Source organism: Tardiphaga sp. OK246 (genome assembly GCF_900188215.1).
Lineage (GTDB): Bacteria > Pseudomonadota > Alphaproteobacteria > Rhizobiales > Xanthobacteraceae > Tardiphaga > Tardiphaga robiniae.
Genome location: NZ_FZOX01000001.1, coordinates 901,417 through 921,397, shown reverse-complemented (window position 1 = coordinate 921,397; position 19,981 = coordinate 901,417). Strand labels below are relative to the sequence as shown.

At 63.0% G+C, this 19,981-nt stretch carries 21 protein-coding genes and 1 other RNA gene; 11 read left to right on the top strand and 11 right to left on the bottom strand.

Translation table 11 applies throughout. The features are described from left to right. Nucleotides 1–47 precede the first annotated feature (47 nt). The 3 genes from CHC01_RS04535 to CHC01_RS04525 all read left to right on the top strand — a co-directional run bounded on the left by CHC01_RS04535 (nt 48) and on the right by CHC01_RS04525 (nt 3,827). A complete protein-coding gene (locus CHC01_RS04535; protein WP_089262835.1) occupies nt 48–839 on the top strand; it encodes an enoyl-CoA hydratase/isomerase family protein in 792 nt (263 codons plus the stop codon). 4 nt (nt 840–843) lie between these two features. Next, on the top strand, nt 844–2,940 hold the full coding sequence (locus CHC01_RS04530; protein ID WP_089262833.1) for an acetate--CoA ligase family protein: 2,097 nt from the start codon (nt 844–846) through the stop codon (nt 2,938–2,940). Between the two features lie 116 nt (nt 2,941–3,056). After that, complete coding sequence (locus CHC01_RS04525; protein WP_176454491.1) at nt 3,057–3,827, top strand: molybdate ABC transporter substrate-binding protein; 771 nt, start codon at nt 3,057–3,059, stop codon at nt 3,825–3,827. 66 nt (nt 3,828–3,893) lie between these two features. On the opposite strand, the gene CHC01_RS04520 is transcribed toward CHC01_RS04525, so the two are convergent. The 6 genes from CHC01_RS04520 to CHC01_RS04495 all read right to left on the bottom strand — a co-directional run bounded on the left by CHC01_RS04520 (nt 3,894) and on the right by CHC01_RS04495 (nt 8,904). After that, nucleotides 3,894–4,805 carry a LysR family transcriptional regulator gene (locus CHC01_RS04520; protein ID WP_089262829.1) on the bottom strand — a complete coding sequence of 304 codons (912 nt, stop codon included), beginning with the start codon at nt 4,803–4,805 and terminating at the stop codon, nt 3,894–3,896. Between the two features lie 10 nt (nt 4,806–4,815). Further along, entirely contained in the window at nt 4,816–5,853 is a 1,038-nt protein-coding gene (locus CHC01_RS04515) for a YeiH family protein (protein WP_089262827.1), read from the bottom strand. Nucleotides 5,854–5,998: 145 nt separating this feature from the next. Then, complete coding sequence (locus CHC01_RS04510; RefSeq protein WP_089262825.1) at nt 5,999–6,508, bottom strand: Lrp/AsnC family transcriptional regulator; 510 nt, start codon at nt 6,506–6,508, stop codon at nt 5,999–6,001. Between the two features lie 78 nt (nt 6,509–6,586). Then, nucleotides 6,587–7,519 carry a sugar kinase gene (locus CHC01_RS04505; RefSeq protein ID WP_089262823.1) on the bottom strand — a complete coding sequence of 311 codons (933 nt, stop codon included), beginning with the start codon at nt 7,517–7,519 and terminating at the stop codon, nt 6,587–6,589. 18 nt (nt 7,520–7,537) lie between these two features. Further along, nucleotides 7,538–8,476 carry an NAD(+) diphosphatase gene (nudC, locus tag CHC01_RS04500; RefSeq protein ID WP_089263648.1) on the bottom strand — a complete coding sequence of 313 codons (939 nt, stop codon included), beginning with the start codon at nt 8,474–8,476 and terminating at the stop codon, nt 7,538–7,540. Between the two features lie 5 nt (nt 8,477–8,481). Continuing rightward, nucleotides 8,482–8,904 carry an HIT domain-containing protein gene (locus CHC01_RS04495; RefSeq protein WP_068732762.1) on the bottom strand — a complete coding sequence of 141 codons (423 nt, stop codon included), beginning with the start codon at nt 8,902–8,904 and terminating at the stop codon, nt 8,482–8,484. Nucleotides 8,905–9,084: 180 nt separating this feature from the next. Here CHC01_RS04495 and ffs point away from each other — a divergent pair. The 5 genes from ffs to CHC01_RS04470 all read left to right on the top strand — a co-directional run bounded on the left by ffs (nt 9,085) and on the right by CHC01_RS04470 (nt 12,638). Beyond that, nucleotides 9,085–9,181, top strand: an RNA gene (ffs, locus tag CHC01_RS04490) — signal recognition particle sRNA small type. A 170-nt stretch (nt 9,182–9,351) separates the two neighbouring features. Continuing rightward, a complete protein-coding gene (locus tag CHC01_RS04485; RefSeq protein WP_089262821.1) occupies nt 9,352–11,229 on the top strand; it encodes a DNA polymerase III subunit gamma/tau in 1,878 nt (625 codons plus the stop codon). A 21-nt stretch (nt 11,230–11,250) separates the two neighbouring features. Then, complete coding sequence (locus tag CHC01_RS04480) at nt 11,251–11,571, top strand: YbaB/EbfC family nucleoid-associated protein (RefSeq protein WP_089262819.1); 321 nt, start codon at nt 11,251–11,253, stop codon at nt 11,569–11,571. 1 nt (nt 11,572) lies between these two features. Then, on the top strand, nt 11,573–12,175 hold the full coding sequence (gene recR / locus CHC01_RS04475; protein WP_089262818.1) for a recombination mediator RecR: 603 nt from the start codon (nt 11,573–11,575) through the stop codon (nt 12,173–12,175). Between the two features lie 16 nt (nt 12,176–12,191). Beyond that, nucleotides 12,192–12,638, top strand: coding sequence for a hypothetical protein (locus CHC01_RS04470; protein ID WP_244558201.1), 447 nt, complete (start codon nt 12,192–12,194; stop codon nt 12,636–12,638). A gap of 11 nt (nt 12,639–12,649) precedes the next feature. Here the strand turns inward: CHC01_RS04470 and CHC01_RS04465 are convergent, their stop codons facing one another. Then, a complete protein-coding gene (locus CHC01_RS04465; protein WP_089262816.1) occupies nt 12,650–14,017 on the bottom strand; it encodes an AmpG family muropeptide MFS transporter in 1,368 nt (455 codons plus the stop codon). 40 nt (nt 14,018–14,057) lie between these two features. Continuing rightward, the gene (locus CHC01_RS04460; RefSeq protein ID WP_089262814.1) at nt 14,058–15,272 is read right to left on the bottom strand and encodes a DNA recombination protein RmuC; all 1,215 of its coding nucleotides are present in this window, start codon (nt 15,270–15,272) and stop codon (nt 14,058–14,060) included. Nucleotides 15,273–15,503: 231 nt separating this feature from the next. On the opposite strand from CHC01_RS04460, the gene def reads away from it, so the two are divergent. The 3 genes from def to truA are packed head-to-tail and all read left to right on the top strand — an operon-like array spanning nt 15,504 to nt 17,737. Further along, nucleotides 15,504–16,025, top strand: a complete 522-nt coding sequence (gene def, locus CHC01_RS04455) for a peptide deformylase (protein ID WP_089262812.1) — start codon at nt 15,504–15,506, stop codon at nt 16,023–16,025. Between the two features lie 39 nt (nt 16,026–16,064). Then, entirely contained in the window at nt 16,065–16,997 is a 933-nt protein-coding gene (gene fmt / locus CHC01_RS04450; protein ID WP_089262810.1) for a methionyl-tRNA formyltransferase, read from the top strand. Beyond that, entirely contained in the window at nt 16,997–17,737 is a 741-nt protein-coding gene (gene truA, locus CHC01_RS04445) for a tRNA pseudouridine(38-40) synthase TruA (RefSeq protein ID WP_089262808.1), read from the top strand. Before fmt ends, truA begins: the two co-directional genes overlap by 1 nt. Here the strand turns inward: truA and CHC01_RS04440 are convergent. Genes CHC01_RS04440 through CHC01_RS04430 form a run of 3 tightly spaced genes read right to left on the bottom strand, consistent with a single transcriptional unit; the run spans nt 17,734 to nt 19,936 of the window. Beyond that, entirely contained in the window at nt 17,734–18,294 is a 561-nt protein-coding gene (locus CHC01_RS04440; protein WP_089262806.1) for a phosphorylase family protein, read from the bottom strand. The two genes, truA and CHC01_RS04440, sit on opposite strands and share 4 nt — an antisense overlap. Further along, entirely contained in the window at nt 18,291–19,460 is a 1,170-nt protein-coding gene (gene dapE, locus CHC01_RS04435) for a succinyl-diaminopimelate desuccinylase (protein WP_089262804.1), read from the bottom strand. Before dapE ends, CHC01_RS04440 begins: the two co-directional genes overlap by 4 nt. Continuing rightward, on the bottom strand, nt 19,460–19,936 hold the full coding sequence (locus tag CHC01_RS04430; protein WP_089262802.1) for a DUF805 domain-containing protein: 477 nt from the start codon (nt 19,934–19,936) through the stop codon (nt 19,460–19,462). Before CHC01_RS04430 ends, dapE begins: the two co-directional genes overlap by 1 nt. Nucleotides 19,937–19,981: the final 45 nt, after the last annotated feature.

Below are 19,981 nucleotides of genomic sequence, written 5' to 3'. Positions count from 1 at the left end.
TCTCCACGAGCATCCGCCCATCTCAAACTTCAAGCACAGGCCTTTCCATGTCCTTTCAGTTGATCGAATTTTCCGTTGACGCCGGCGTTGCAACGATCGCCCTCAACCGCCCGGATCGGCGCAATGCAATGAGCGACGATATGCGCAGCGAGTTCGTCAGCGCGCTCGAAACGGTCACCCGTGACAATGCGATCAAGGCCCTCGTCCTGACTGGCCGCGGAAAGTCATTCTGTGCCGGCGGCGACATCAGCGGTATGAAGCGCCGGCTTGAAGCGCCACAGGGAGAGGTTGCGTTCAACGGCTGGAGCCGGCAGCAGGGCGTGCATCGCGCGCAATCGTTGCTGCTCAACCTGCCGAAGCCGACCATTGCCGCCGTCAACGGCGCCGCTGCCGGCCTTGGCGCGGATGTTGCGCTGGCCTGCGATTTCGTGATGGGAACCGAGCACACCAAATTCACCTGGTCCTATATCAAACGCGGCCTGATCCCGGACGGCGGCGGGATGTATTTTCTGCCCCGACGCGTCGGGCTGTCGAAAGCGAAAGAGCTGATTTTTACCGGCCGCGTCGTCGAGGCCGATGAGTCGCTTGCGCTCGGGATCATGGATCGCAAGGTGGGGTCCGCCGAGCTGCTGACGGCCGCGCAGAATTGGGCGGCCGACCTCGCGCAGTATTCTCCGACCGCACTCGCGCTGGGCAAGAAGATCCTCAACGAAACGTTCGAACATTCTGCGCACGAGATTTTCGCGCTCGGCAGTCAGGCGCAGGGCATCTGCTACACCAGCACCGAGCATCGGGAAGCCGTGCTGGCGTTTCTCGCCCAGTCGTCGTCGAAGGAGTAGACCGATGAATGCCATCCAGCGGCTGATCCAACCGCGCAGCGTCGCCATCATTGGTGCCTCGGCGGACCCCAGCAAGACGTCCGGGCGACCGGCCTCGTTTCTCCTCAAGCACGGCTTTGTCGGCGAGATCTATCCGGTCAATCCGAAGGTGGACAAGATCGGCGACCTTACCTGCTACCCGGACATCGCGTCGCTGCCGGCCGTGCCGGACGTCGCCATTGTCCTGCTCGGCGCGGAGCGCGCCCACGGCGCGGTGCGCGAGTTGTCCAAGCGTGGAACGGCTGCGGCGATCGTTCTGGCCAGCGGTTTTACGGAAACCGGCGCAGACGGCGCCGAACGGCAGCAGCAGCTTCTGGAAGCTGCCGGATCGATGCGCATTCTCGGGCCGAATACGATCGGCCTGGTAAACCTCACCGACAATATCGTGCTGTCCGCGTCGGGCGCGCTGGCGATGGACCACTTCACCGCGGGATCGATCGGCCTGGTTTCACAGAGCGGCGGCATTCTCGGATCCCTGCTGTCGCGCGCGGCGGCGCGCGGCATCGGACTGTCGAAGCTGGTCTCAACCAGCAACGAGGCGGATCTCGAGCTCGCCGACTTCATCGACTATCTCGCGGATGACGATGCCACCAAAGTCATTGCGCTTTACATCGAGGCGATCCGCAATCCCGCACGCTTTCGCGAGGCGGCGCTGAAAGCACGACGCGCCGGGAAACCGGTTGTCGTCTTCAAGATCGGTCGATCGGAGGCGGGCGCAAAGGCCGCCATATCGCATACGGGAGCGCTGGCGGGCTCGGATCGCATGTATGATGCCTTCTTCAGGCAGCTTGGCATTGTTCGTGCGAAAACCTTCGAGGATCTGCTCGATATTCCTGCGGCTCTTTCGGCTGGACGGTCGCTTCGCGGCAAGCGCGTGGCAATTCTGACGTCAACCGGCGGTGCCGGCACAATCGTCTCCGACTGTCTGGGGATGGCAGGCTTCGAAACGCCCGTGCCCGACGAAAAGACCGCCGAGCAGTTGCGCGCATTGCAGTCAGGGTCTCATGCCGTGTTGGACCGCAATCCGATCGACGTGACATTGGCTGGTCTGCAGCCGGACTTGCTCCGGGGCGCCATTCGCATCCTGCTGGCCAGCACCACCTACGATGCCCTGGTCATCATCGCCGGATCGTCCGCAGTGGGCACGCCAGCCTTGATGGCCGACGCAATCCGGGACTGCCTGCCGATGAGCGACAAGCCGGTCATCGCCTATGTGAGCCCCTACGCGCCGAATGTCGTGTCGGTCCTGACTCAGCATGGTGTTCCCGCCTATACATCCGCAGAGAGCTGCGCCGGTGCGCTGGATGGGCTGCTGCAGGCTGCACACGCCGTGCAGCTGCAGCCATCCGGGAGCATCGGGCGCACGATCGACATCAGCGACTTTCCTGCGGGCGCGCTCGACGAAGCACAGGCGAAGACGCTGTTCGCGCGTTTCGGTATGCCGACCGCGGCGGAGAAGATCGTCACCACGCCTTCGGAAGCGGAAGTCGCGGCGCGAGAACTCGGCAGCCGCGTCGTCCTCAAGATCCTCTCCAGCACCGTCACGCATAAGAGCGACGTCGGTGGCGTTGCGGTGAATTTGACGTTTGAAACGATCGGCGCTCGCCTGTTGGCCATGGCCGACGAGGTCGAGCGCAACACGTCCGAGCGTCCGCGAAGCTTTCTCGTCCAGGAAATGGTTACCGGCGGAGTCGAGTTCATCCTCGGCATGCATAGGGATTCCCTGGGGGCGGCGGTCCTGCTCGGCATGGGCGGCGTCACCGCCGAACTCTTCAAGGACACCTCGATGCGCCTGCTCCCGCCGGAGGGCGGCCTTACCCGCAGCGAGGCGCTGGCCATGGCCCGCGACCTCGTCACATGGCCGCTGCTGGACGGCTTCCGTGGTCGGCCGAAATGCGATGTCGATGCCCTCGCATCCGCGATCGTCGCGTTTTCGGAGATGGTCGCGCAGCTCGGCGAGCGTCTTATCGAAGCCGAGATCAACCCGGTCTTCGTGCTTCCCGCGGGCCAGGGCGTGCGCGCGGCGGACGGGGTGATTGTTCTCGGCCCCGCTGACACTTGATTGCCGGCAGCATTCCGCAGAGCGGCGACGCAAGTCCAAGACCTCACCGCAAGATCCGGCACATGCCGGCCTTGCGGTCAGCCGTGATCGCCAAAACAAGAAAGGGAGGATTCAGTATGAACTTCACGCGAACAGCGAAGACTTTGGTTGCCGTCGGCGCCCTGCTCGCATGTGCAGGCAATGCACAGGCAGACAACATCAAAGTCTTGACCACGGGAATCCTGAAAGGATCGTTTTCCGAAATCGCGGCTCTGTTCGAACGCGATACCGGTCACAAAGTGACGATGTCGTGGGGGCCGTCGTCCGGCAACTCGCCGGAAGCGAGCCAGGTGCGTATCAAAAACGGTGAGCACGTCGATGTGCTGATCATGGTGAATACGGGGATGGACGAGCTGGTGAAGGGCGGCTTCTTTGTGCCTCTCGAGCGCAAGGATATCGCGGTCTCCAAGATCGGCGTGGCGGTCAAGATGGGGCATCCGCTGCCTGACATATCCTCCGCGGCGGCTCTGCGCCAAGCGCTCCTGAACGCGTCATCGATCGGCTATTCGGAGGGCGCCAGCGGCAGTTACGTCGCCAACGTTCTCGTGAAGAAGCTCGGTATCGCCGACGAAGTCGCTGCCAAGAGCAAGGTCATTCTCGGCCGGAAATTCGTCGGCGAGTCGGTTGCGAGCGGAGAGGTCGAACTTGGCCTGCAGCAAATTAGCGAGCTGCGCCTGGAGCCGGGTTTGGCGATTGTGGGGCCGTTGCCGGAGGATCTGCAGAAGAGCAGTGTTGTCACTGCGGCGGTTTCGTCGAAGGCCGAGCACGTGGAAGCTGCGAAGCAGTTCTTCACCTACATCTCGTCGCCCGCCGCCGTCGCTCTGATGAAGAAGAGCGGCCTCGATTGATCAGGTCGAAGCGGAGATGGGTTCTGCGACGAGGCAGGACTCATCCGATGCTTGCCTTGTTGGAATTTATGACACTGTAGAATTGGTCATTGTCGTCTTGCCTGCCATGATCATTTGCGACATTTCGCGTGCGGCCCGTGTCGCGTAGCGCTCTTTATGCCGAAGCATGACGAAGCGGCGGGTCGGCAATTGGGCGTCGAGCGCAATCAGGTCACCGTTGCCGATCAGGGCGGTGGCGACCAGCCGGGAGATAATGCTCGCACCAGCGCCGGCCACGACGGCCGCGCAGACGGCTTCGTTCGACGGCAGCTCCATGGCGATACAGATGTCATTGGGCGCGATTCCTGATTGGTCCAGTACTGATTGCGCAATGGCGCGCGTGCCGGAACCGGCTTCACGCAGCACCCAGTTCGTCTCGGCGAACTGACCCGGCACGAGAGTGTGTTGCTTCGCCCATGGATGCGATCGGCCGACCACCAGCACAAGTTCGTCGTCGCCCACGGGCTGGGTCGCGAGTGCCGGATGGTCAACCGCGCCTTCGACGATGCCGAGATCGACTTCGCCGTCGCGCACCCAATCGGCCACCTGTTCGGTATTTCCGATGCGGAGGCTGAGGTCGATGCCGGGGAAGCGCTGGCGATAGTGCGCCATGATGGGTGGTAGAAAATAGTTGCCGACGGTCTGGCTCGCGGCCAGCGCAAGGGAGCCGCGCGTCATGCCGGCCATATCGGTGAGGACGGTCGTCGCGGCGGCAGCGCGTGCCAGCACGGCCCGGGCTTCGATCAGAAAGGCGCGGCCAATCTCGGTCAATTCGATGCGGCGGCCGACGCGGTGAAACAGCTGCGTCACATAGCGCGCTTCCAGCGCCGCAATGGCGGCGCTGGTGGCAGATTGGGTAAGATGCAGACTCTCGGCAGCCCGCGTCATGTGCTCGTGTTCGGCGACGGCGACGAATATCCGGAGCTGTTCGAGCGTCATGGCATCTCCGTCAGGTAGTCAGTTTCACCAGCATGAGGCTGAAGCCGGCAATGAACAGGAAGGCTGCGGCGCCGAGCAGCAGCGGGCGCAGGCCCTTGGCGCGCAGCTTCTGGATATTGGTTTCCAGCCCCATTGCGGCGAGCGCCATGGTCAGCAGGAAGGTCGTGATCGGAATGATCAGGCTCATAGCTGCATGCGGCACGTCAACGAGGCTATTCAGGATCACCGTCGCCACGAAGCCGAAGGCGAACCACGGCATCGGCACCTTGGCGCTGCCGGATTCCGCGCCGATGGCGCGTGCGCGCCGTGTCGCCAGCAGGCCAAGTGTGATCACCACCGGTGCCAGCATCATCACGCGCGCGAGTTTCGCGACGGTACCGAATTCGCCGGCGTCGCGGCTCTGCTGGAAGGTGGCCGCGACCACCTGCGCGATCTCGTGGATCGATGCGCCAGCCCAAAGCCCGAAATGATGTGGGTCGAGCTGCAGCACGCTACCGAGTAGCGGATAGACGAACATGGCGATCGAGCCAAAGATGGTGACGCAGGCGACCGCGTAGGCGACATCCTCATCGGGCGCGCGGGTCACGGTGTTGGTTGCGATCACGGCGGACGCGCCGCAAATCGATGTGCCGGCGGCGATCAGTTCGACCAGTCTGCGGTCGATACCCATCGCGCGGCCAAGCCATGTGGTGAAGATGAAGGTTGCAAGGAGCGTCGCCGCGATCACCGCAAAGCCGATGCCGCCAACCTCCAGCAATTCCGCCGCGGTGAGTTGCAGGCCGAGCAGGATGATGGCGAAGCGCAGGATGCTGCGCATAGAGAAGGTGATGCCGGCTTTGGCCGCAGCCGGCGTGCCGGATGTGTTCTGGATCGCGATACCGATGCCGATAGCCAAGATCATCGGACTGGCGAGGCCGACATAGGGGATTTCACGCAAGGCGAGTGCAGTGCCGGCGATGGCGCCGGTGAGCGCCAATCCGGGAAGAAGCGGGAGGTTGCGAGCAGCAAGCGGGCTGGTGCGGTTCGCATCTTGGGCAAGAACGGTCATGGGCCAAACTCCGGTTTGGCCACATCCTCATGCCGTTTGATCAATAAATCTAATTGATCATTATTGTTGATTCAATCGAAGTATATGATTGATCTGTTTCGGCGCCGTCGCCCGGTCCGACAGGGCGACGACAGCGCGGTATTTCTCAAGCAGCCGGCATCGGTGGCACCGGCAGTGCCGTGACCGACTTGATCTTCTCCATGGCGAAGCGGGAGGTGACGTTCTTCAAGGCCACGGCACTGATCAGCTTCTTGTAGAAGATGTCGTAGCTCTGCATGTCGGCCACGACCACGCGCAGCATGTAGTCGACGTCGCCGGCCATCCGGTAGAATTCCATGACTTCGGGCATGGCGCTGACGGCATCGGCGAATTTCTTCAGCCAGGCGTCGGAATGGTCGCCGCTCTCCACCGAGACAAACACCGAGATACCCAGGCCGATCTTGTTCTGATCGACCAGCGCCACCCGGCGGAGGATTACGCCATCGGCCTCGAGGCGCTGGATGCGCTTCCAGCACGGTGTCGACGAAAGCCCCACGCGGTCGCCGATCTCGGCCACCGACAGAGAGGCGTCTTCCTGCAGGACGGTCAGGATCTTGCGATCGATCGCATCGAGGCGGCGGGTGGATTCAAGGGGCTGGTCGGCGACATCGGTCATGGGAAGAACTTTGTTCTAATTATGGGGTCGAGTAACCTCATATATAGAACATTCTTCCAAAGCAAGCCCTGTACCGCCTCAGTTAAGGGCGCCGACCCTGGATTCCCTCAAAAGCTGTTCGACTTCAGCACGTTGCGGGCAGGCGAAAGCACCGCCATAGCGGGTGCATTTCAGGGCCGCGGCGGCGGAGGCGAAGCGCAGCGCCTCCGGTACCGACTTGCCGCCCGCGAATTCCAACGCGAAGGCGCCATGGAAAATGTCGCCGGCGCCGAGGGTGTCCACGGTGTGAACGGGGAAGGCCGGGGTTTCCTTGGGATGTCCGTGCTCGTCGAGCCACAGGGTACCGCGGGGGCCGCGGGTGACGGCGAGGAAGGACGAGGTCAGCGTCGCCATCTTCTGCAGCGCCTTGAGATTGTCGGTGATGCCGGCGGTCGATTGCAGCGCATCGTCCGAAAAGATCAGGTGCGAGGAGGCGGTCAGCAGGCCCTCGCGCTGCGACAGCGTGCTGTCGATGTCGACGACGACGGGAATGCCGCGATGGCGCGCCTCGATGCAAAGCTCGGTGGCAAAGCCTGCGCAGCGGCTCTCGACCAGAATGGCACCGCAGTCCTGCAGCAGCAGGTCGTGGTCGGGCAGCTTTACCTTCCAGAGTTCGGGATCGCGGAAGGTGACGATGGTGCGCTCGCCCGAAGGGTCGATCATGACGGCCGAGATCGGTGTCACCAGACCCGGCATATGCACCAGATGCGCGGAGTCGATGCCTTCCTTGGCAAGATCGTCGAACAAAAACTGGTCGGCGGTCTCGTTTTTGTCGCCCATCGGCCCGGTCATCGACGCCCGGCCACCCAGCCGGCTGACGCCGATGGCGGCGTTGAGCGCATTGCCGCCGATGATCTGGGCGAAACGTTGGGAGGGGAATTTCTGGCCACGCCCCGGGACGGCTTCGACGGCAAAGGTCAGGTCGCGAACCGGCAGGCCGATACACAATACGTGGACAGGCTTGGCACTCATGAAGGATTCCCCGTGTGGTCAGGCTTGGTCGGGATGCAGCCAGCGACCGAGCAGATGATGCGCGATGGCGAATGGGTGCGGCCCCGCGAGCCCGTCCGGGTGTTCGCGTTTCCACATCAGCATCGCCTCGTCACGGTCAAACCACCGGGCGTCCTCAAGTTCCATCTTGTCGACGGTAATCTCGTCGCTGATGGCGCGCGCCGAACAGCCGATCATCAGGGATGACGGGTAGGGCCAGGGCTGCGTCATGTAATAGGTGACGTCGGTACAGCGGATGCCGGATTCCTCGAAGATCTCGCGCTTCACCGCGTCCTCGATGGTCTCGGCCGCTTCGACGAAACCGGCAAGGCACGAATACATGCCCGGAGCGAACTGCTTCTGGCGGCCGAGCAGGCACTTGTCGCCCTTCTCCACCAGCATGATGACGACAGGATCGGTACGCGGGAAATGCTCGGTCTTGCAGCTCGGGCAAACGCGCTTCCAGCCGCCTTCGGCCATCGACGACTTGGTGCCGCAATTGGCGCAAAACCCATGGCGCTGATGCCAGGAGACGAGCGACTTGGCCTGTGCAACCGCCGAAAGCTGCTCCGGCGGCACCATACCCTGCATGGCCATGCCGCGGAGTTCGCTGACGACGACATCGTCGCGGGTCAGCAGCTTTTCCACTGCGGGTGCGCCGATGCCCATGCCGAATACGGCATCGCCATCACGCAAGCCGAGAAAGACGGTGCCGGGATTGGCGCCGAATTTCAGCGCCTCGTCGATGGTCAGCAGCGCGCGCTGGGCATCGCCATCCTTCTTCATGACCAGCGAGTCGCGGTAGATCACATAAGCGCGCGAGGAGCTTTTGCCCTCCAGCGCGAACAGTTTCTCGTCGCTGAAGCGCAGGTGGGCGGCGCGATCGAGCGTGTTGGAGACGAAGGCCGGATGGCCGAGCGGAAACATGGTGCTTGTCATGATGGTCAACCGAGCCAGATCTTGCGGCGGAGTTCTGAGATGAAGCGCTGCACTTCTGCCGCGTCATGGGCGAGTGGTGGCATCACGCCCCAGATCGGCCGCGGCCAGGCGGCATCGGTCTTGCGGCGCGCGATGATGTGGACGTGCAACTGCGGCACCATGTTGCCGAGCGCCGCGACATTGAGCTTGTCGCATTTGGTGATTTCTTTGAGTGCGCGGCCGACGCGGTTGATCTCGGTCATCAACTGGCCCTGGGCGACCTCGTCGAGATCGATGATCTCGGTCGTGTCGGCGCGGCGCGGCACCAGCATCAGCCAGGGGTAGTGCGCGTCCTTCACCACCAGCACGCGGCTGAGGGGGAGGTCGCCGATGTCGATGGTGTCTTGTTGCAGCTGCTCGTGCAGCGACCAGGAGGAGGGAGCGGCCATTCTGACTCTCGATTAAGGCGTACAGCGTCGCAGGAAGCGGCTGCGCAGACAACTCCCGTCATGGCCGGTTTTGCGCGTCTGGACCACGTTTTCTTGCGACTTTCCTGCGCAAAACTTGCGGCGGACTTGCGACACGCGCCGCGCTTGCTTTCCGACCATTTTGGCCCCAAATAAGCACCGGGAGATTGGCGGTGGACGAGCCACTCGCCAATCGGGTCAGGTCCGGAAGGAAGCAGCCCTAACGAGATCCGGATCGGGTCGCTCGTCAGTCTCCTACTTGTTTTATCGAGCAAATTCAGCGTCCTGCACATGGGTCGTTAGCTCGGTGGGCGCCTTGTTCGATGAGTGAGGCAGCATCGAAGGCCGGAACCTGTGTCCCGTTCCGCCTATGATGCGCCAGATGTTCCGCAAGCCGGCTTTACGAGACAACACATTGCGGATTCCTCGATGACCGACGCTGGCACGTCCCCTCCTGATGATCACCAGAGCGGTTTCGATATGGGCGCTGCCCCGGCGCCTGCTGCCGCCACGCCCTATCGCGTGCTCGCGCGTAAATACCGCCCCGGCAGTTTCGACGATCTGATCGGCCAGGAAGCGCTGGTCCGCACCGTCTCCAATGCGTTCGAGACCGGCCGCATTCCGCAGGCCTGGATCCTTACCGGTGTCCGCGGTGTCGGCAAGACGACGACGGCGCGTATTCTGGCGCGCGCGCTGAATTATGAAATGGCCGATGGCTCGGTCAAAGGCCCGACCATCCATATGCCGACGCCGGGCATCCATTGCCAGGCGATCATGGAAAGCCGGCATATCGACATTCTCGAAATGGACGCCGCGAGCCACACCGGCGTCGACGATGTTCGCCAGATCAATGACAGCGTGCGCTATGCGCCCTCCAGCGCGCGCTACAAGGTCTACATCATCGACGAAGTCCACATGCTGTCGACCGCCGCCTTCAACGCGTTCCTGAAGACGCTGGAAGAGCCGCCAGAACACGCCAAGTTCGTGTTCGCCACGACCGAAATCCGCAAGGTGCCGGTGACGGTGCTGTCGCGCTGTCAGCGCTTCGACCTGCGCCGCGTCGATGCCGACGTGCTGATGTCGCATCTGTCGAACATCGCGGGCAAAGAGAATGTCGAGGTCGAGCCGGAAGCGCTGGGCATCATCGCCCGCGCCGCCGAAGGCTCGGTGCGCGATTCACTGTCGCTGTTCGATCAGGCGATTGCGCATGCCGCGGGCACGGTCCGCGCCGATGCCGTCCGACAGATGCTCGGCCTCGCCGATCGCACCCGCGTGATCGACTTGTTCGATTCGCTGGCGCGCGGTGACATCGCCAGTGCATTTAAGGAATTTCGCGAACAATACGACGTCGGCGCTGATCCGATTGTGGTGCTGAGCGATCTTGCCGAATTCGTCAATTTCGTCACCCGCGTGAAGATCGTGCCGGCAACCGCCGACAATGTCGCGTTTGGAGAGACCGAACGTCTGCGCGCACGCGATTTTGCCTCGAAGCTGTCGATGCGGGTGCTGTCGCGTATGTGGCAGATGCTGCTCAAGGGCATCACCGAGGTGCAGGGCGCGACGCGTCCCGCCGCCGCCGCAGAGATGGTGCTGGTGCGCATCGCTTACGTTGCCGATCTGCCGACGCCGGATGAAGCGATCCGGATGCTCGACCAGAATGGCGGGACGTCGCCGATGATCCCAACGAATGGTGGAGGCCGTGCCGCGCCATCGTCCGCTCCGTCGGCATCTTTGCCGTCAGCGCAGATGCCGTCCGCCATGCCGACGATGTCAGCGAGTGCGTCGCGTGGTCCGACCATGCAGCGCGGCGGCGCGGAACCATCGCCGCGGCCGCAAGTCGGCATGGCAGATGCACCGCCCGCAGCGGTGCTGAAGATTTCGACCTTCCCTGAACTCGTCGCACTGGCCGGCGAGAAACGCGACCTGATGGTGCGCGGGGCGCTCGAAGCCGATGTGCGCCTGATCAAGATCGAAGACGGGCGGCTTGAGCTGGCGATGGAGCGCACGGCGTCGCGCACGCTGATCAACGATCTGTCGCGGAAGCTCGAACAGTGGACCGGCCGGCGTTGGGCCGTGATCGTGTCCAACGAGCAGGGACAGCCGACGCTGCGCGATCAGCAGCTCGAGCAGAAGAATGAGCGCCAGCGTGCGGCGGAAGCCGATCCGCGGGTCAAGGAAGTGCTGGCACGGTTTCCGCGTGCGAAGGTCGAGGTTCGTGTCATCGCCCCTGAGCCGCCGGACTTCAACGGCAGCGATAGCGACCTGATCAGCGATGACGCGACCGACGGTCTCAACGACGACGATTAATCGAACTGCGAAGGAAAACTCATGGCTGATTTTCTCGGCATGATGAAACAGGCAGCGCAGCTGCAATCAAAGATGAAGGCGATGCAGGACGAGCTCGACCATGTCGAGGTCGAAGGTATCTCCGGCGGTGGCCTCGTGTCTGTGCGGATGACCGCGAAGACCGAAGTGAAGGCCGTGAAGATCGACCCGTCGCTGGTCAAAGCCGATGAAGTCGAGATTCTAGAAGATCTGCTGGTGACTGCATTGGGCGATGCGCGCCGCAAGGCGGAAGCTGCGATGCAAGAGAAGATGCAGGCGCTGACCGGCGGTCTCGGTCTGCCGCCGGGGATGGGCCTTACCTGAGATGGCATCCACGGCCGGTCCGGAAATCGAGCGCCTGATTCAACTGCTGGCGCGGCTGCCCGGTCTTGGCCCGCGCTCGGCCCGGCGTGCCGCGCTGCATCTGATCAAGAAGCGCGAGGCGCTGATGACGCCGCTGGCCGGTGCCTTGCAGGTGGCGATCGACCGGATTCAGGTCTGCAAGGTCTGCAGCAATATCGATACGCAGAATCCCTGCACGATCTGCACGGACCCGCGCCGCGATCCCTCGACCATCGTGGTGGTCGCCGATGTCGCGGACTTGTGGGCGCTCGAACGCGCCCATGCGACGACGGGCAAGTATCATGTATTGGGTGCAACGCTGTCGCCGCTCGACGGCGTCGGCCCGCAGGATCTGACCATCGACGCGCTGGTGTCACGTGCGCATGATTCAGAGGTGAGCGAAATCATCCTGGCGCTGAATGCGACGGTGGATGGGCAAACCACGGCGCATTACATCACTGACCTCTTGCAAGAGGCGAATGTGAAAGTCACGCGGCTGGCACATGGCGTGCCGGTTGGTGGTGAACTCGATTATCTCGACGAAGGCACGTTGTCGGCCGCGATGCGACAGCGGACGCTGTTTTAAGACTGGAAGAGCATTGATGACACGATATGACTTGAAGGCTTTGCCGACCTGGGCCGCTGCGATTTGTGCGGCCGGCCTGTTTGCTACGGCTGCCAGAGGCGCGACCGAAACGCCGGCTCCGCCAGCCGCACTGGTGGCACCGAAGACCATGAAGATCGGCGATGTGCTGACCGGGCAGCTCAACGCCATGCGCAGCCGCGATGCCAAGGGCAAGCGCACCAATGTGTATCAAGTTGTCAGCGAGCCGCGTCGGCTGCCGGCGCCTGCAGGGCTGTGCAATCTTGAGACCGGACCCGAGACGTTCGAGATCGTCGTGGCCAATGACGCGCAGGCCACGCAGCTGAAGAAACTTGTCGGCAAGGAAGTGGCGCTCAAGGTTGCTGAAGTCACCTGCGCCGAGCAGGCCGGGCAGATGAGTGAAGCGCTCGTGACGAAATGGAGCGTGGTGACGAAGCCGAACTGAGTTCGCTTCGGTTAAACCCGCACCGGCCCCAGCATCTCGAAATGCGCGCGGCGCTGCAGCCAGATCAGCAGGATCAGGCTCGGTACCGCGACCACCACGCTGATGACGAAGAACATCGGCCATCCCGTCGCTTGCGCAACGTAACCTGCGCCTGCCGACAGATAGGTCCGCCCAACCGCAGCGAGCGCTGTGAGTAGCGCATATTGCGTGGCCGTGTGCAGCGGATTCTTGCAGAGCGCGGAGAGATAGGCGACGAAGATCACCGTGCCGATGGCGCTGGTGAAATTCTCGACCGAGATGGCCAGTGCCAGCGCCCATTGATTGACGCCGACGATGGCGAGCCACGAGAATGCCAGGTTGGACAGCGCCTGCAACACAGCGCCGATCCACAGGCTCGCCGCCAGCGAATAGCGTCGCGCCACGAAGCCTCCAGCGAAGCCGCCGATCAGCGTGGCGGCAAGGCCGACGCCTTTGACGATGGCGGCGTAGTCGTTGCGGGTGAAGCCGAGATCAATCACGAACGGCGCTGTCATGGTGCCGGAAAAGGCGTCGGTGAATTTGAACAGCACGACAAAGGCCAGCGCGGCCCAGGCGTCCTTGCGGGCCAGAAACTCGGAGAACGCGCCGATTGCAGCCTGCAGCACGCGATTGAAGGCGCTCTCGCCGCGTGTGGCCGCTTCGGCCTGCGCGGATTGCTCGGGCTCGGTGGCCGCAAGCGCTGTGACCGTGCCGACCAGCACCATCGCCGCCATTGCCACATAGCCCCACATCCAGGCGGTGGAGCGCGCGATGCCCGTGCTCTCGAAGGCGCTGACCAGAAACAGCACGCCGGCGGTCGAGATCAGCATGCCGATGCGATAGGCCGCGACATAGGACGCCATGCCGGCCGCCTGTTCGCTCTCCGGCAGGCTCTCCACACGAAACGCATCGACGACAATGTCCTGCGTCGATGACATCGCAGCGACCAGCAGCGCACCAAGGGCGACGAACAGTGGCGAGCGGGCGGGGTCGGTCAGTGCAAGGAGCAGGATCGCGCCGATAAGCAACAGTTGCGAGAACACCAGCCAGCCACGGCGGCGGCCGAATTGCCGCGTGAAGAACGGCACATGCAGCGCGTCGACCAGCGGCGCCCAAAGGAACTTCAGCGTGTAGGGCGTGCCGACGAGGGCGAACAACCCGATGGTACCGAGATCGACGCCGGATTCGCGCATCCACACCAGCAGCGTGGAACCGGACAATGCAAGCGGCAGACCCGACGACAGGCCAAGCAATAGCACGATCAGCACCCGCGGCTGCAGATACACCGCCATGCTCTCGCGCCAGGTGGCACGGGGCTTCAAGGCGAGGGCGGCTTCGGACGAGTCAGGCGCGCTGGTCATGGGGAAGGGTTAGCAGATTCGGGGGAAAGCGGCCTGTGGCCTATTCCCCTGCCTGAATCTTGCGCGGCAGCGGCGCGAACATGTCGGGGGCGGCGGTCTTCGCGATGGCCGGGGCTACCTCGGCCGCCGGCTCGCTCTTGCTGAAATCCAGTTCCTCGATGCGGCCGGCGCGCTTCTCAATCTTGTCGGCGGAGATCAGGATCTGGCGGACGTCCTCATTGGCTTGCCCGAAATGCGTCTGCAGCTTCATCACGCGATCGCGCAACCGGGTGAGGTCGTCGCCCAGATTCAGTACCTCGGTGCGGATCTGGTCGGCGGCGTCGCGCATCCGCGCGTCCTTCAGGATTTGCTGCATCACCTGGATCGCCAGCATCAGCAGCGACGGCGATACCAAGACGACGCGGGCGCGATAGGCTTTCTGGATGATGTCATCGAAACCGTCGTGGATTTCCGCATAGACGGATTCCGACGGCACGAACATCAGCGCGGTGTCCTGCGTCTCGCCGGCAACCAGATACTTCTCGGCGATGTCGGTGACATGTTTCATCACGTCCGCGCGCAAGCGCTGCGCTGCGTATTTCTTCTCGTCATCGCTGCGTGCGTCATGCAGCGCCGTGACGGCTTCCAGCGGGAATTTCGCGTCGATGCACAGTGGACGCTGATCCGGCAGGAAGATCACGCAGTCCGGCCGTTTGCCCGACGATAGCGTGTGCTGGAACGCATAGGCGCCGCTCGGCATGCCGTCCTTGACGATGCTTTCCATCCGCGCCTGACCGAAGGCGCCGCGCGACTGCTTGTTGGCGAGCACGTCGCGGAGCGTCGTTACCTGCGAGGTGAGGTCAGTGAGGTTCTTGTGGGCGTTGTCGATGATGCCCAGCCGCTCATGCAGCGCGCTCAGGCTTTCCATCGTGTTGCGGGTGGTCTGTTCCATGGATTGGCCGACGCGATGGGTCACGGAGTCCAGTCGCTCGGACACCGCGCGTGCCATGTCGGCCTGACGGCCTGCCAAGGCCTGGCCCATGGCGTCGACGCGGCCGGTGGCTTCGTTCTGCGCCTTCAGCACTTCGCTGAGGCGTTCTTCCAGTTCGTCGGCGCGGATCGCCTGGGCCATGGCCATGGCGGCGCCGCGGCTACCGGAGCGAGCGATGATGATGGCGATGGTGAGCAGCAAACCCAGCGCCAGAGCACTGAAGCCCATCAATGCTACGCCGGCGGTGACCGGCATGTCGCCGATCATGAAAAGAATCTCGTTCATTCCATCCTTGTAGCCGATTCGGTCGGCTGCGCGAACGAAGAGGGAACATTTATGGTTAATGCAAAATGAATTTTCCTGGTTAACCCAAGCCTAAGAAATGTGGTTAAGCAGACCTTAACCGGCATGGTTAACCGCGCCTCAATTTTCATGGTTAGCGGGGAGTTAACGTCCTTCAAAGTCCAGCTTTTCCAGCGGATTGACCCGGACCGGCGCGCAGATTAAATCGCCGCCATGGCCATTCGTGAAATCATTATCCTGCCCGACAAACAGTTGCGGCTGATCTCCAAACCAGTCGAGAAGGTGACGTCAGAGGTGCGCAAGCTCGCCGACGACATGTTCGAGACGATGTATGACGCACCCGGGATCGGGCTGGCGGCGATCCAGATCGCGGTTCCGCTGCGGCTGATCACCATGGACATCGCCAAGAAGGACGACGAGGAGGACGGCAAGAAGCCGCGCGTCTTCATCAATCCGGAGATCATCTCGGCCTCGGAAGAACTCTCGGTCTATGAAGAGGGCTGCCTGTCGATTCCCGAATATTACGAGGAAGTGGAACGTCCGGCGACGGTGCGGATTCGCTATATGGACCTCGACGGCAAGACCATCGAGGAAGAGGCCTCTGGCCTGTTCGCGACCTGCATTCAGCACGAGATCGACCATCTCAATGGCGTGCTGTTCGTCGATTACCTTTCCAAGCTGAAGCGCGACCGCGTGCTGAAGAAGTTCACCAAGCTCGCCAAGCGCGCGGAGTAGGTTTCTCCGCGCAACGCTGCAACAGATCGGCTCCGACCTATGTCGCTTCGTTTGATCTTCATGGGCACGCCGGATTTCGCGGTGCCGACGCTGCTCGAACTCGTGGCCCATGGCCATGAGATCGTGGCGGTCTATACCCGCGAAGCAAAGCCCGCGGGCCGTGGCATGAAGCTGCAGCCGACGCCGGTGGCGCGCGAGGCTGAACGGCTGGGCATTCCCGTGTTCACGCCGAAAACGCTGCGGACGCCGGAAGCCGAAGCCGAGTTCCGGTCGCATGAGGCCGAGGCTGCGGTCGTCGTCGCCTACGGCATGATCCTGCCGCAGAACATTCTCGATGTGCCGCCCCTAGGTTGCTTCAACCTGCATGGCTCGCTACTGCCGCGCTGGCGCGGCGCGGCGCCGATCAATCGTGCCATCATGGAGGGCGACGCCGAGAGCGGCGTCATGGTGATGAAGATGGATATCGGCCTCGACACCGGCGATGTCGCCATGGCCGAGCGTCTGGCGATCACCGATGCGATGACGGCGCTGGACCTGCACGATGCGCTGGCGCCGCTTGGTGCCGACTTGATGGTGCGCGCCATGGGTGCGCTGGAAAGGGGACGGCTGAGCCTGACCCCGCAGAGCGCAGACGGCGTCACTTACGCCGCCAAGATCGACAAGGCGGAGGCCAAGATCGACTGGTCGAAGCCGGCGCGCGACGTGCTTCGGCATTGTCATGGCCTGTCGCCGTTTCCGGGCGCCTGGTGCGAAGTGCCGATCGAGGGCGAGGCGGTGCGCGTGAAGGTTCTGCGCTGCGAGCTTACAAAGGGCGCGGGCGCGCCCGGCGAGATCATCGACGATCAGCTCACCGTCGCCTGCGGCGAGGGCGCGATCCGGATCATCGACCTGCAGCGCGCCGGCAAGCAGCCGATGAAGGCCAGTGAATTTCTGCGTGGCACGCCGTTGAAGCCGCCTCTGCGGGTGGGCTGATGCCGCGCTACAAGATGATCATCGAATATGACGGCACGCCATTTTCCGGATGGCAGGTGCAGGCCAACGCGACGCTGACCGTACAGGGCGCGTTGGAGCGTGCCGCCGAGGCCATTTGCGGCGAGCCGATCCGCGTCCATGGCGCCGGTCGCACCGATGCCGGCGTCCATGCGCTCGGCCAGGTCGCCCATTGCGACGTGCCGAAAGTGCTGGTGCCGGGTCGCTTTCGCGATGGCATGAATGCCCATCTGCGGCCACACCCGGTCGGCGTGCTGTCGGCTGATATCGTGCCGGATGATTTCGAGGCGCGGTTCTCGGCCATCAAACGCCACTATGTCTATCGCATCACCAATCGCCGCGCGAACCTCGCCGTCGATGCCGGCCGGGTCTGGCGCGTGCCGCGCCCGCTCGATGTCGCTGCCATGAGCGAGGCTGCGAAGCGTTTGCTCGGTCGACACGACTTCACGACCTTTCGCGATACCGAATGCCAGGCCAAGTCGCCGATCCGCACGCTCGATCAGCTCGATGTGGTGCAGAACGGTGAGGCGATCACCATCACGACCTCCGCACGCTCGTTCCTGCACAGCCAGGTGCGCTCGATGGTCGGCTCACTGGTCTGGGTCGGCAACGGCCGCTGGACGCCGGACGATCTGGCTGCGGCGCTTGCCGCGAAGGACCGCAGCGCCTGCGGCATCGTGGCGCCGCCGGATGGGCTGTATCTGGTAAAGGTCGACTACTAGACCTTCACGCCCTTCATCGCGTCCCAGAACAGATCCTGTCCATTCGCGACATTCGCCGTCCAATGCTCATGCGCAAAATCATTGGCGTCGTCGGTGATGAACTTGAAGGCGCGCCAGGGAATGCCGTGGCGCAGGCAGACCTGCGCGATGGCAAACAGTTCCATATCGACGATATCGACATTGTTCGACACCAGCCAAGGATCGGTGGAGGTGACGAAACTGTCACCACTGCCGCAGATCACGCCGCGCTGGCCCGAGACCAGGCGGTCGAGATCGGGCGCAAAGGGCGTGCGGCCGCGCGGCGCCAACGGCTCGGCATTCATGTCGCGCTGGATCACGTCGCTGACCTCGACGAGGCCGTTGAGTTTGGTGTTTAGCTTGCCGGCGGTGCCGTAGTTCACGACGAGCTTGGGCTGCATGGCCTGCACCGCCTGAAGCGTTGCGATCGTGGTGTTGATCTTGCCGACGCCGGTGAAAATCACCTCGATCTCGGCAGGCGCGCGTGATTTGTCGAGCTCGCTTTCGAGCGCGGTGAGGACGAGAATCTTGCCGTTCATGCGAAATACCGATCCAGCACGCCGCGATAGATTTGGGTGAGCTTCTCCAGATCGGCAACCTTCGTGTGTTCGTCGATCTGATGCATGGTCTGCCCGACCAGGCCGAATTCAATCACCGGGCAGTAGTTCTTGATGAAACGCGCATCGGAAGTGCCGCCGCCCGTGTTGAGATCCGGTATGCGGCCGGTGACATCCTTGATCGCGGCGACGACTGTATCGGTAAACGCGCCCGGCTTTGTGACGAAGCTATCCGAATTGCTCGGCTCCCAAATCACATGAGCGCGAATGCGATTGCCCGCGGCAGTTGCGACGCGTGCATCGATCAGGTCGCGCAATGACGCCTGCGTGTGGTGGTTGTTGAAGCGGATATTGAACTTCGCCCGCGCTTGCGCGGGGATGACGTTGGTCGCCTTGTTGCCGACATCCACCGAGGTGAATTCGAGATTGGACGGCTGAAACTGCGCATTGCCCTGATCGAGCGGATCGCTGCTCAGTGCTGTGATCAGCGCGGCGATGTCCGGCACCGGATTCGACGCCCGATGCGGATAGGCGACATGGCCCTGCACCCCATCGACCACCAGCGTGCCGGATTGTGAGCCGCGGCGGCCGATCTTGATGGTGTCGCCCATCTCCTCGACATTCGAGGGCTCGCCGACGATGCAATGATCGAACTTTTCGCCACGCTCGGCCGCCCATTGGAGCAGCTTCACGGTGCCATTGACGGCAATGCCTTCTTCGTCGCCGGTGATCAGGAAGGAGATCGAACCGCCGCCGTCCTTTTGCGGCTTGCCGTCATTCGCCGCCAGATAGTCCAGCACGGCGGCGACTGACGCGGCGATGCCACCCTTCATGTCCACCGCGCCGCGGCCGTAGAGCAGGCCGTTCGTCACATCGCCGGAGAAAGCGCCATGGGTCCACGCCGCTTCATCACCGGGCGGCACCACGTCGGTATGGCCAGCAAAACAGATATGCGGCGCGGAAGTCCCGATACGGGCATAGAGGTTTTCGATGTCGGCGCTGCCCTCTTCGCTGAAGGTGACGCGATGGACTTCGAAGCCGGCCGGCGTCAGCAGGCTCTCGAGCACGCCGAGGGCGCCGGCGTCAGCAGGAGTGACTGAGGGGCAGCGGAGAAGATCTTGAGCGATGGAGAGAGCGTCGGTGGACATCAGACCCTTGGTGAAGTGGCAAGCGCGGCAAGCGGATCGGGACCGTATTCGTTCGGCCCGGCGGTGCCGCGCAGGAAGCCCAGTTCGACGATGGCCCAGATGGTCACGGCGAAGCTGGCGATATGAAAGACGAAGCTGGTGCTCGCGCTGCTGGTGCTGCCGATGCCGCTGAGGACGCTCGGCCCAAGCCAGAACACCAGGATCCACCAGCCGCTCTTCTCGCGGTCGTGCAGCCGCTTGATGCCGGTGGCGATGCCGGACCATGTACCGGCGGTGATGAGGACAATGGCGGCCAGCCACAGCAGCAGTGCGCCGCCGACCATGCTGAACAGGCGATCGGTGTCAAAGCCGCCGAGCCACATCACGGCAGCAGCCACGAAGGCGATCCAGGCCACTATGTAGATCAGGATCGCGAGCCAGTATTTGCCGCGGTTGATCCGTCCCTTGAAGCTGAAAAGCAGCGTGGTCCAGTCCATGGCAGCCCTCAATTCAACGGATCGGTCCGGTTTGCACGATGCTAC

Excerpts from the sequence above, each read along its gene's own strand:
- recR (WP_089262818.1), top strand. The coding sequence starts at position 11,573 with ATGGCATCCACGGCCGGTCCGGAAATCGAGCGCCTGATTCAACTGCTG.
- CHC01_RS04525 (WP_176454491.1), top strand. The coding sequence starts at position 3,057 with ATGAACTTCACGCGAACAGCGAAGACTTTGGTTGCCGTCGGCGCCCTG.
- CHC01_RS04480 (WP_089262819.1), top strand. The coding sequence starts at position 11,251 with ATGGCTGATTTTCTCGGCATGATGAAACAGGCAGCGCAGCTGCAATCA.
- fmt (WP_089262810.1), top strand. The coding sequence starts at position 16,065 with ATGTCGCTTCGTTTGATCTTCATGGGCACGCCGGATTTCGCGGTGCCG.
- CHC01_RS04430 (WP_089262802.1), bottom strand. The coding sequence starts at position 19,936 with ATGGACTGGACCACGCTGCTTTTCAGCTTCAAGGGACGGATCAACCGC.
- CHC01_RS04495 (WP_068732762.1), bottom strand. The coding sequence starts at position 8,904 with ATGGCCGCTCCCTCCTCCTGGTCGCTGCACGAGCAGCTGCAACAAGAC.
- CHC01_RS04505 (WP_089262823.1), bottom strand. The coding sequence starts at position 7,519 with ATGAGTGCCAAGCCTGTCCACGTATTGTGTATCGGCCTGCCGGTTCGC.
- CHC01_RS04515 (WP_089262827.1), bottom strand. The coding sequence starts at position 5,853 with ATGACCGTTCTTGCCCAAGATGCGAACCGCACCAGCCCGCTTGCTGCT.
- CHC01_RS04470 (WP_244558201.1), top strand. The coding sequence starts at position 12,192 with ATGACACGATATGACTTGAAGGCTTTGCCGACCTGGGCCGCTGCGATT.
- def (WP_089262812.1), top strand. The coding sequence starts at position 15,504 with ATGGCCATTCGTGAAATCATTATCCTGCCCGACAAACAGTTGCGGCTG.
- CHC01_RS04510 (WP_089262825.1), bottom strand. The coding sequence starts at position 6,508 with ATGACCGATGTCGCCGACCAGCCCCTTGAATCCACCCGCCGCCTCGAT.
- CHC01_RS04440 (WP_089262806.1), bottom strand. The coding sequence starts at position 18,294 with ATGAACGGCAAGATTCTCGTCCTCACCGCGCTCGAAAGCGAGCTCGAC.
- truA (WP_089262808.1), top strand. The coding sequence starts at position 16,997 with ATGCCGCGCTACAAGATGATCATCGAATATGACGGCACGCCATTTTCC.
- dapE (WP_089262804.1), bottom strand. The coding sequence starts at position 19,460 with ATGTCCACCGACGCTCTCTCCATCGCTCAAGATCTTCTCCGCTGCCCC.
- CHC01_RS04520 (WP_089262829.1), bottom strand. The coding sequence starts at position 4,805 with ATGACGCTCGAACAGCTCCGGATATTCGTCGCCGTCGCCGAACACGAG.
- nudC (WP_089263648.1), bottom strand. The coding sequence starts at position 8,476 with ATGACAAGCACCATGTTTCCGCTCGGCCATCCGGCCTTCGTCTCCAAC.
- CHC01_RS04485 (WP_089262821.1), top strand. The coding sequence starts at position 9,352 with ATGACCGACGCTGGCACGTCCCCTCCTGATGATCACCAGAGCGGTTTC.
- CHC01_RS04460 (WP_089262814.1), bottom strand. The coding sequence starts at position 15,272 with ATGAACGAGATTCTTTTCATGATCGGCGACATGCCGGTCACCGCCGGC.
- CHC01_RS04530 (WP_089262833.1), top strand. The coding sequence starts at position 844 with ATGAATGCCATCCAGCGGCTGATCCAACCGCGCAGCGTCGCCATCATT.
- CHC01_RS04465 (WP_089262816.1), bottom strand. The coding sequence starts at position 14,017 with ATGACCAGCGCGCCTGACTCGTCCGAAGCCGCCCTCGCCTTGAAGCCC.
- CHC01_RS04535 (WP_089262835.1), top strand. The coding sequence starts at position 48 with ATGTCCTTTCAGTTGATCGAATTTTCCGTTGACGCCGGCGTTGCAACG.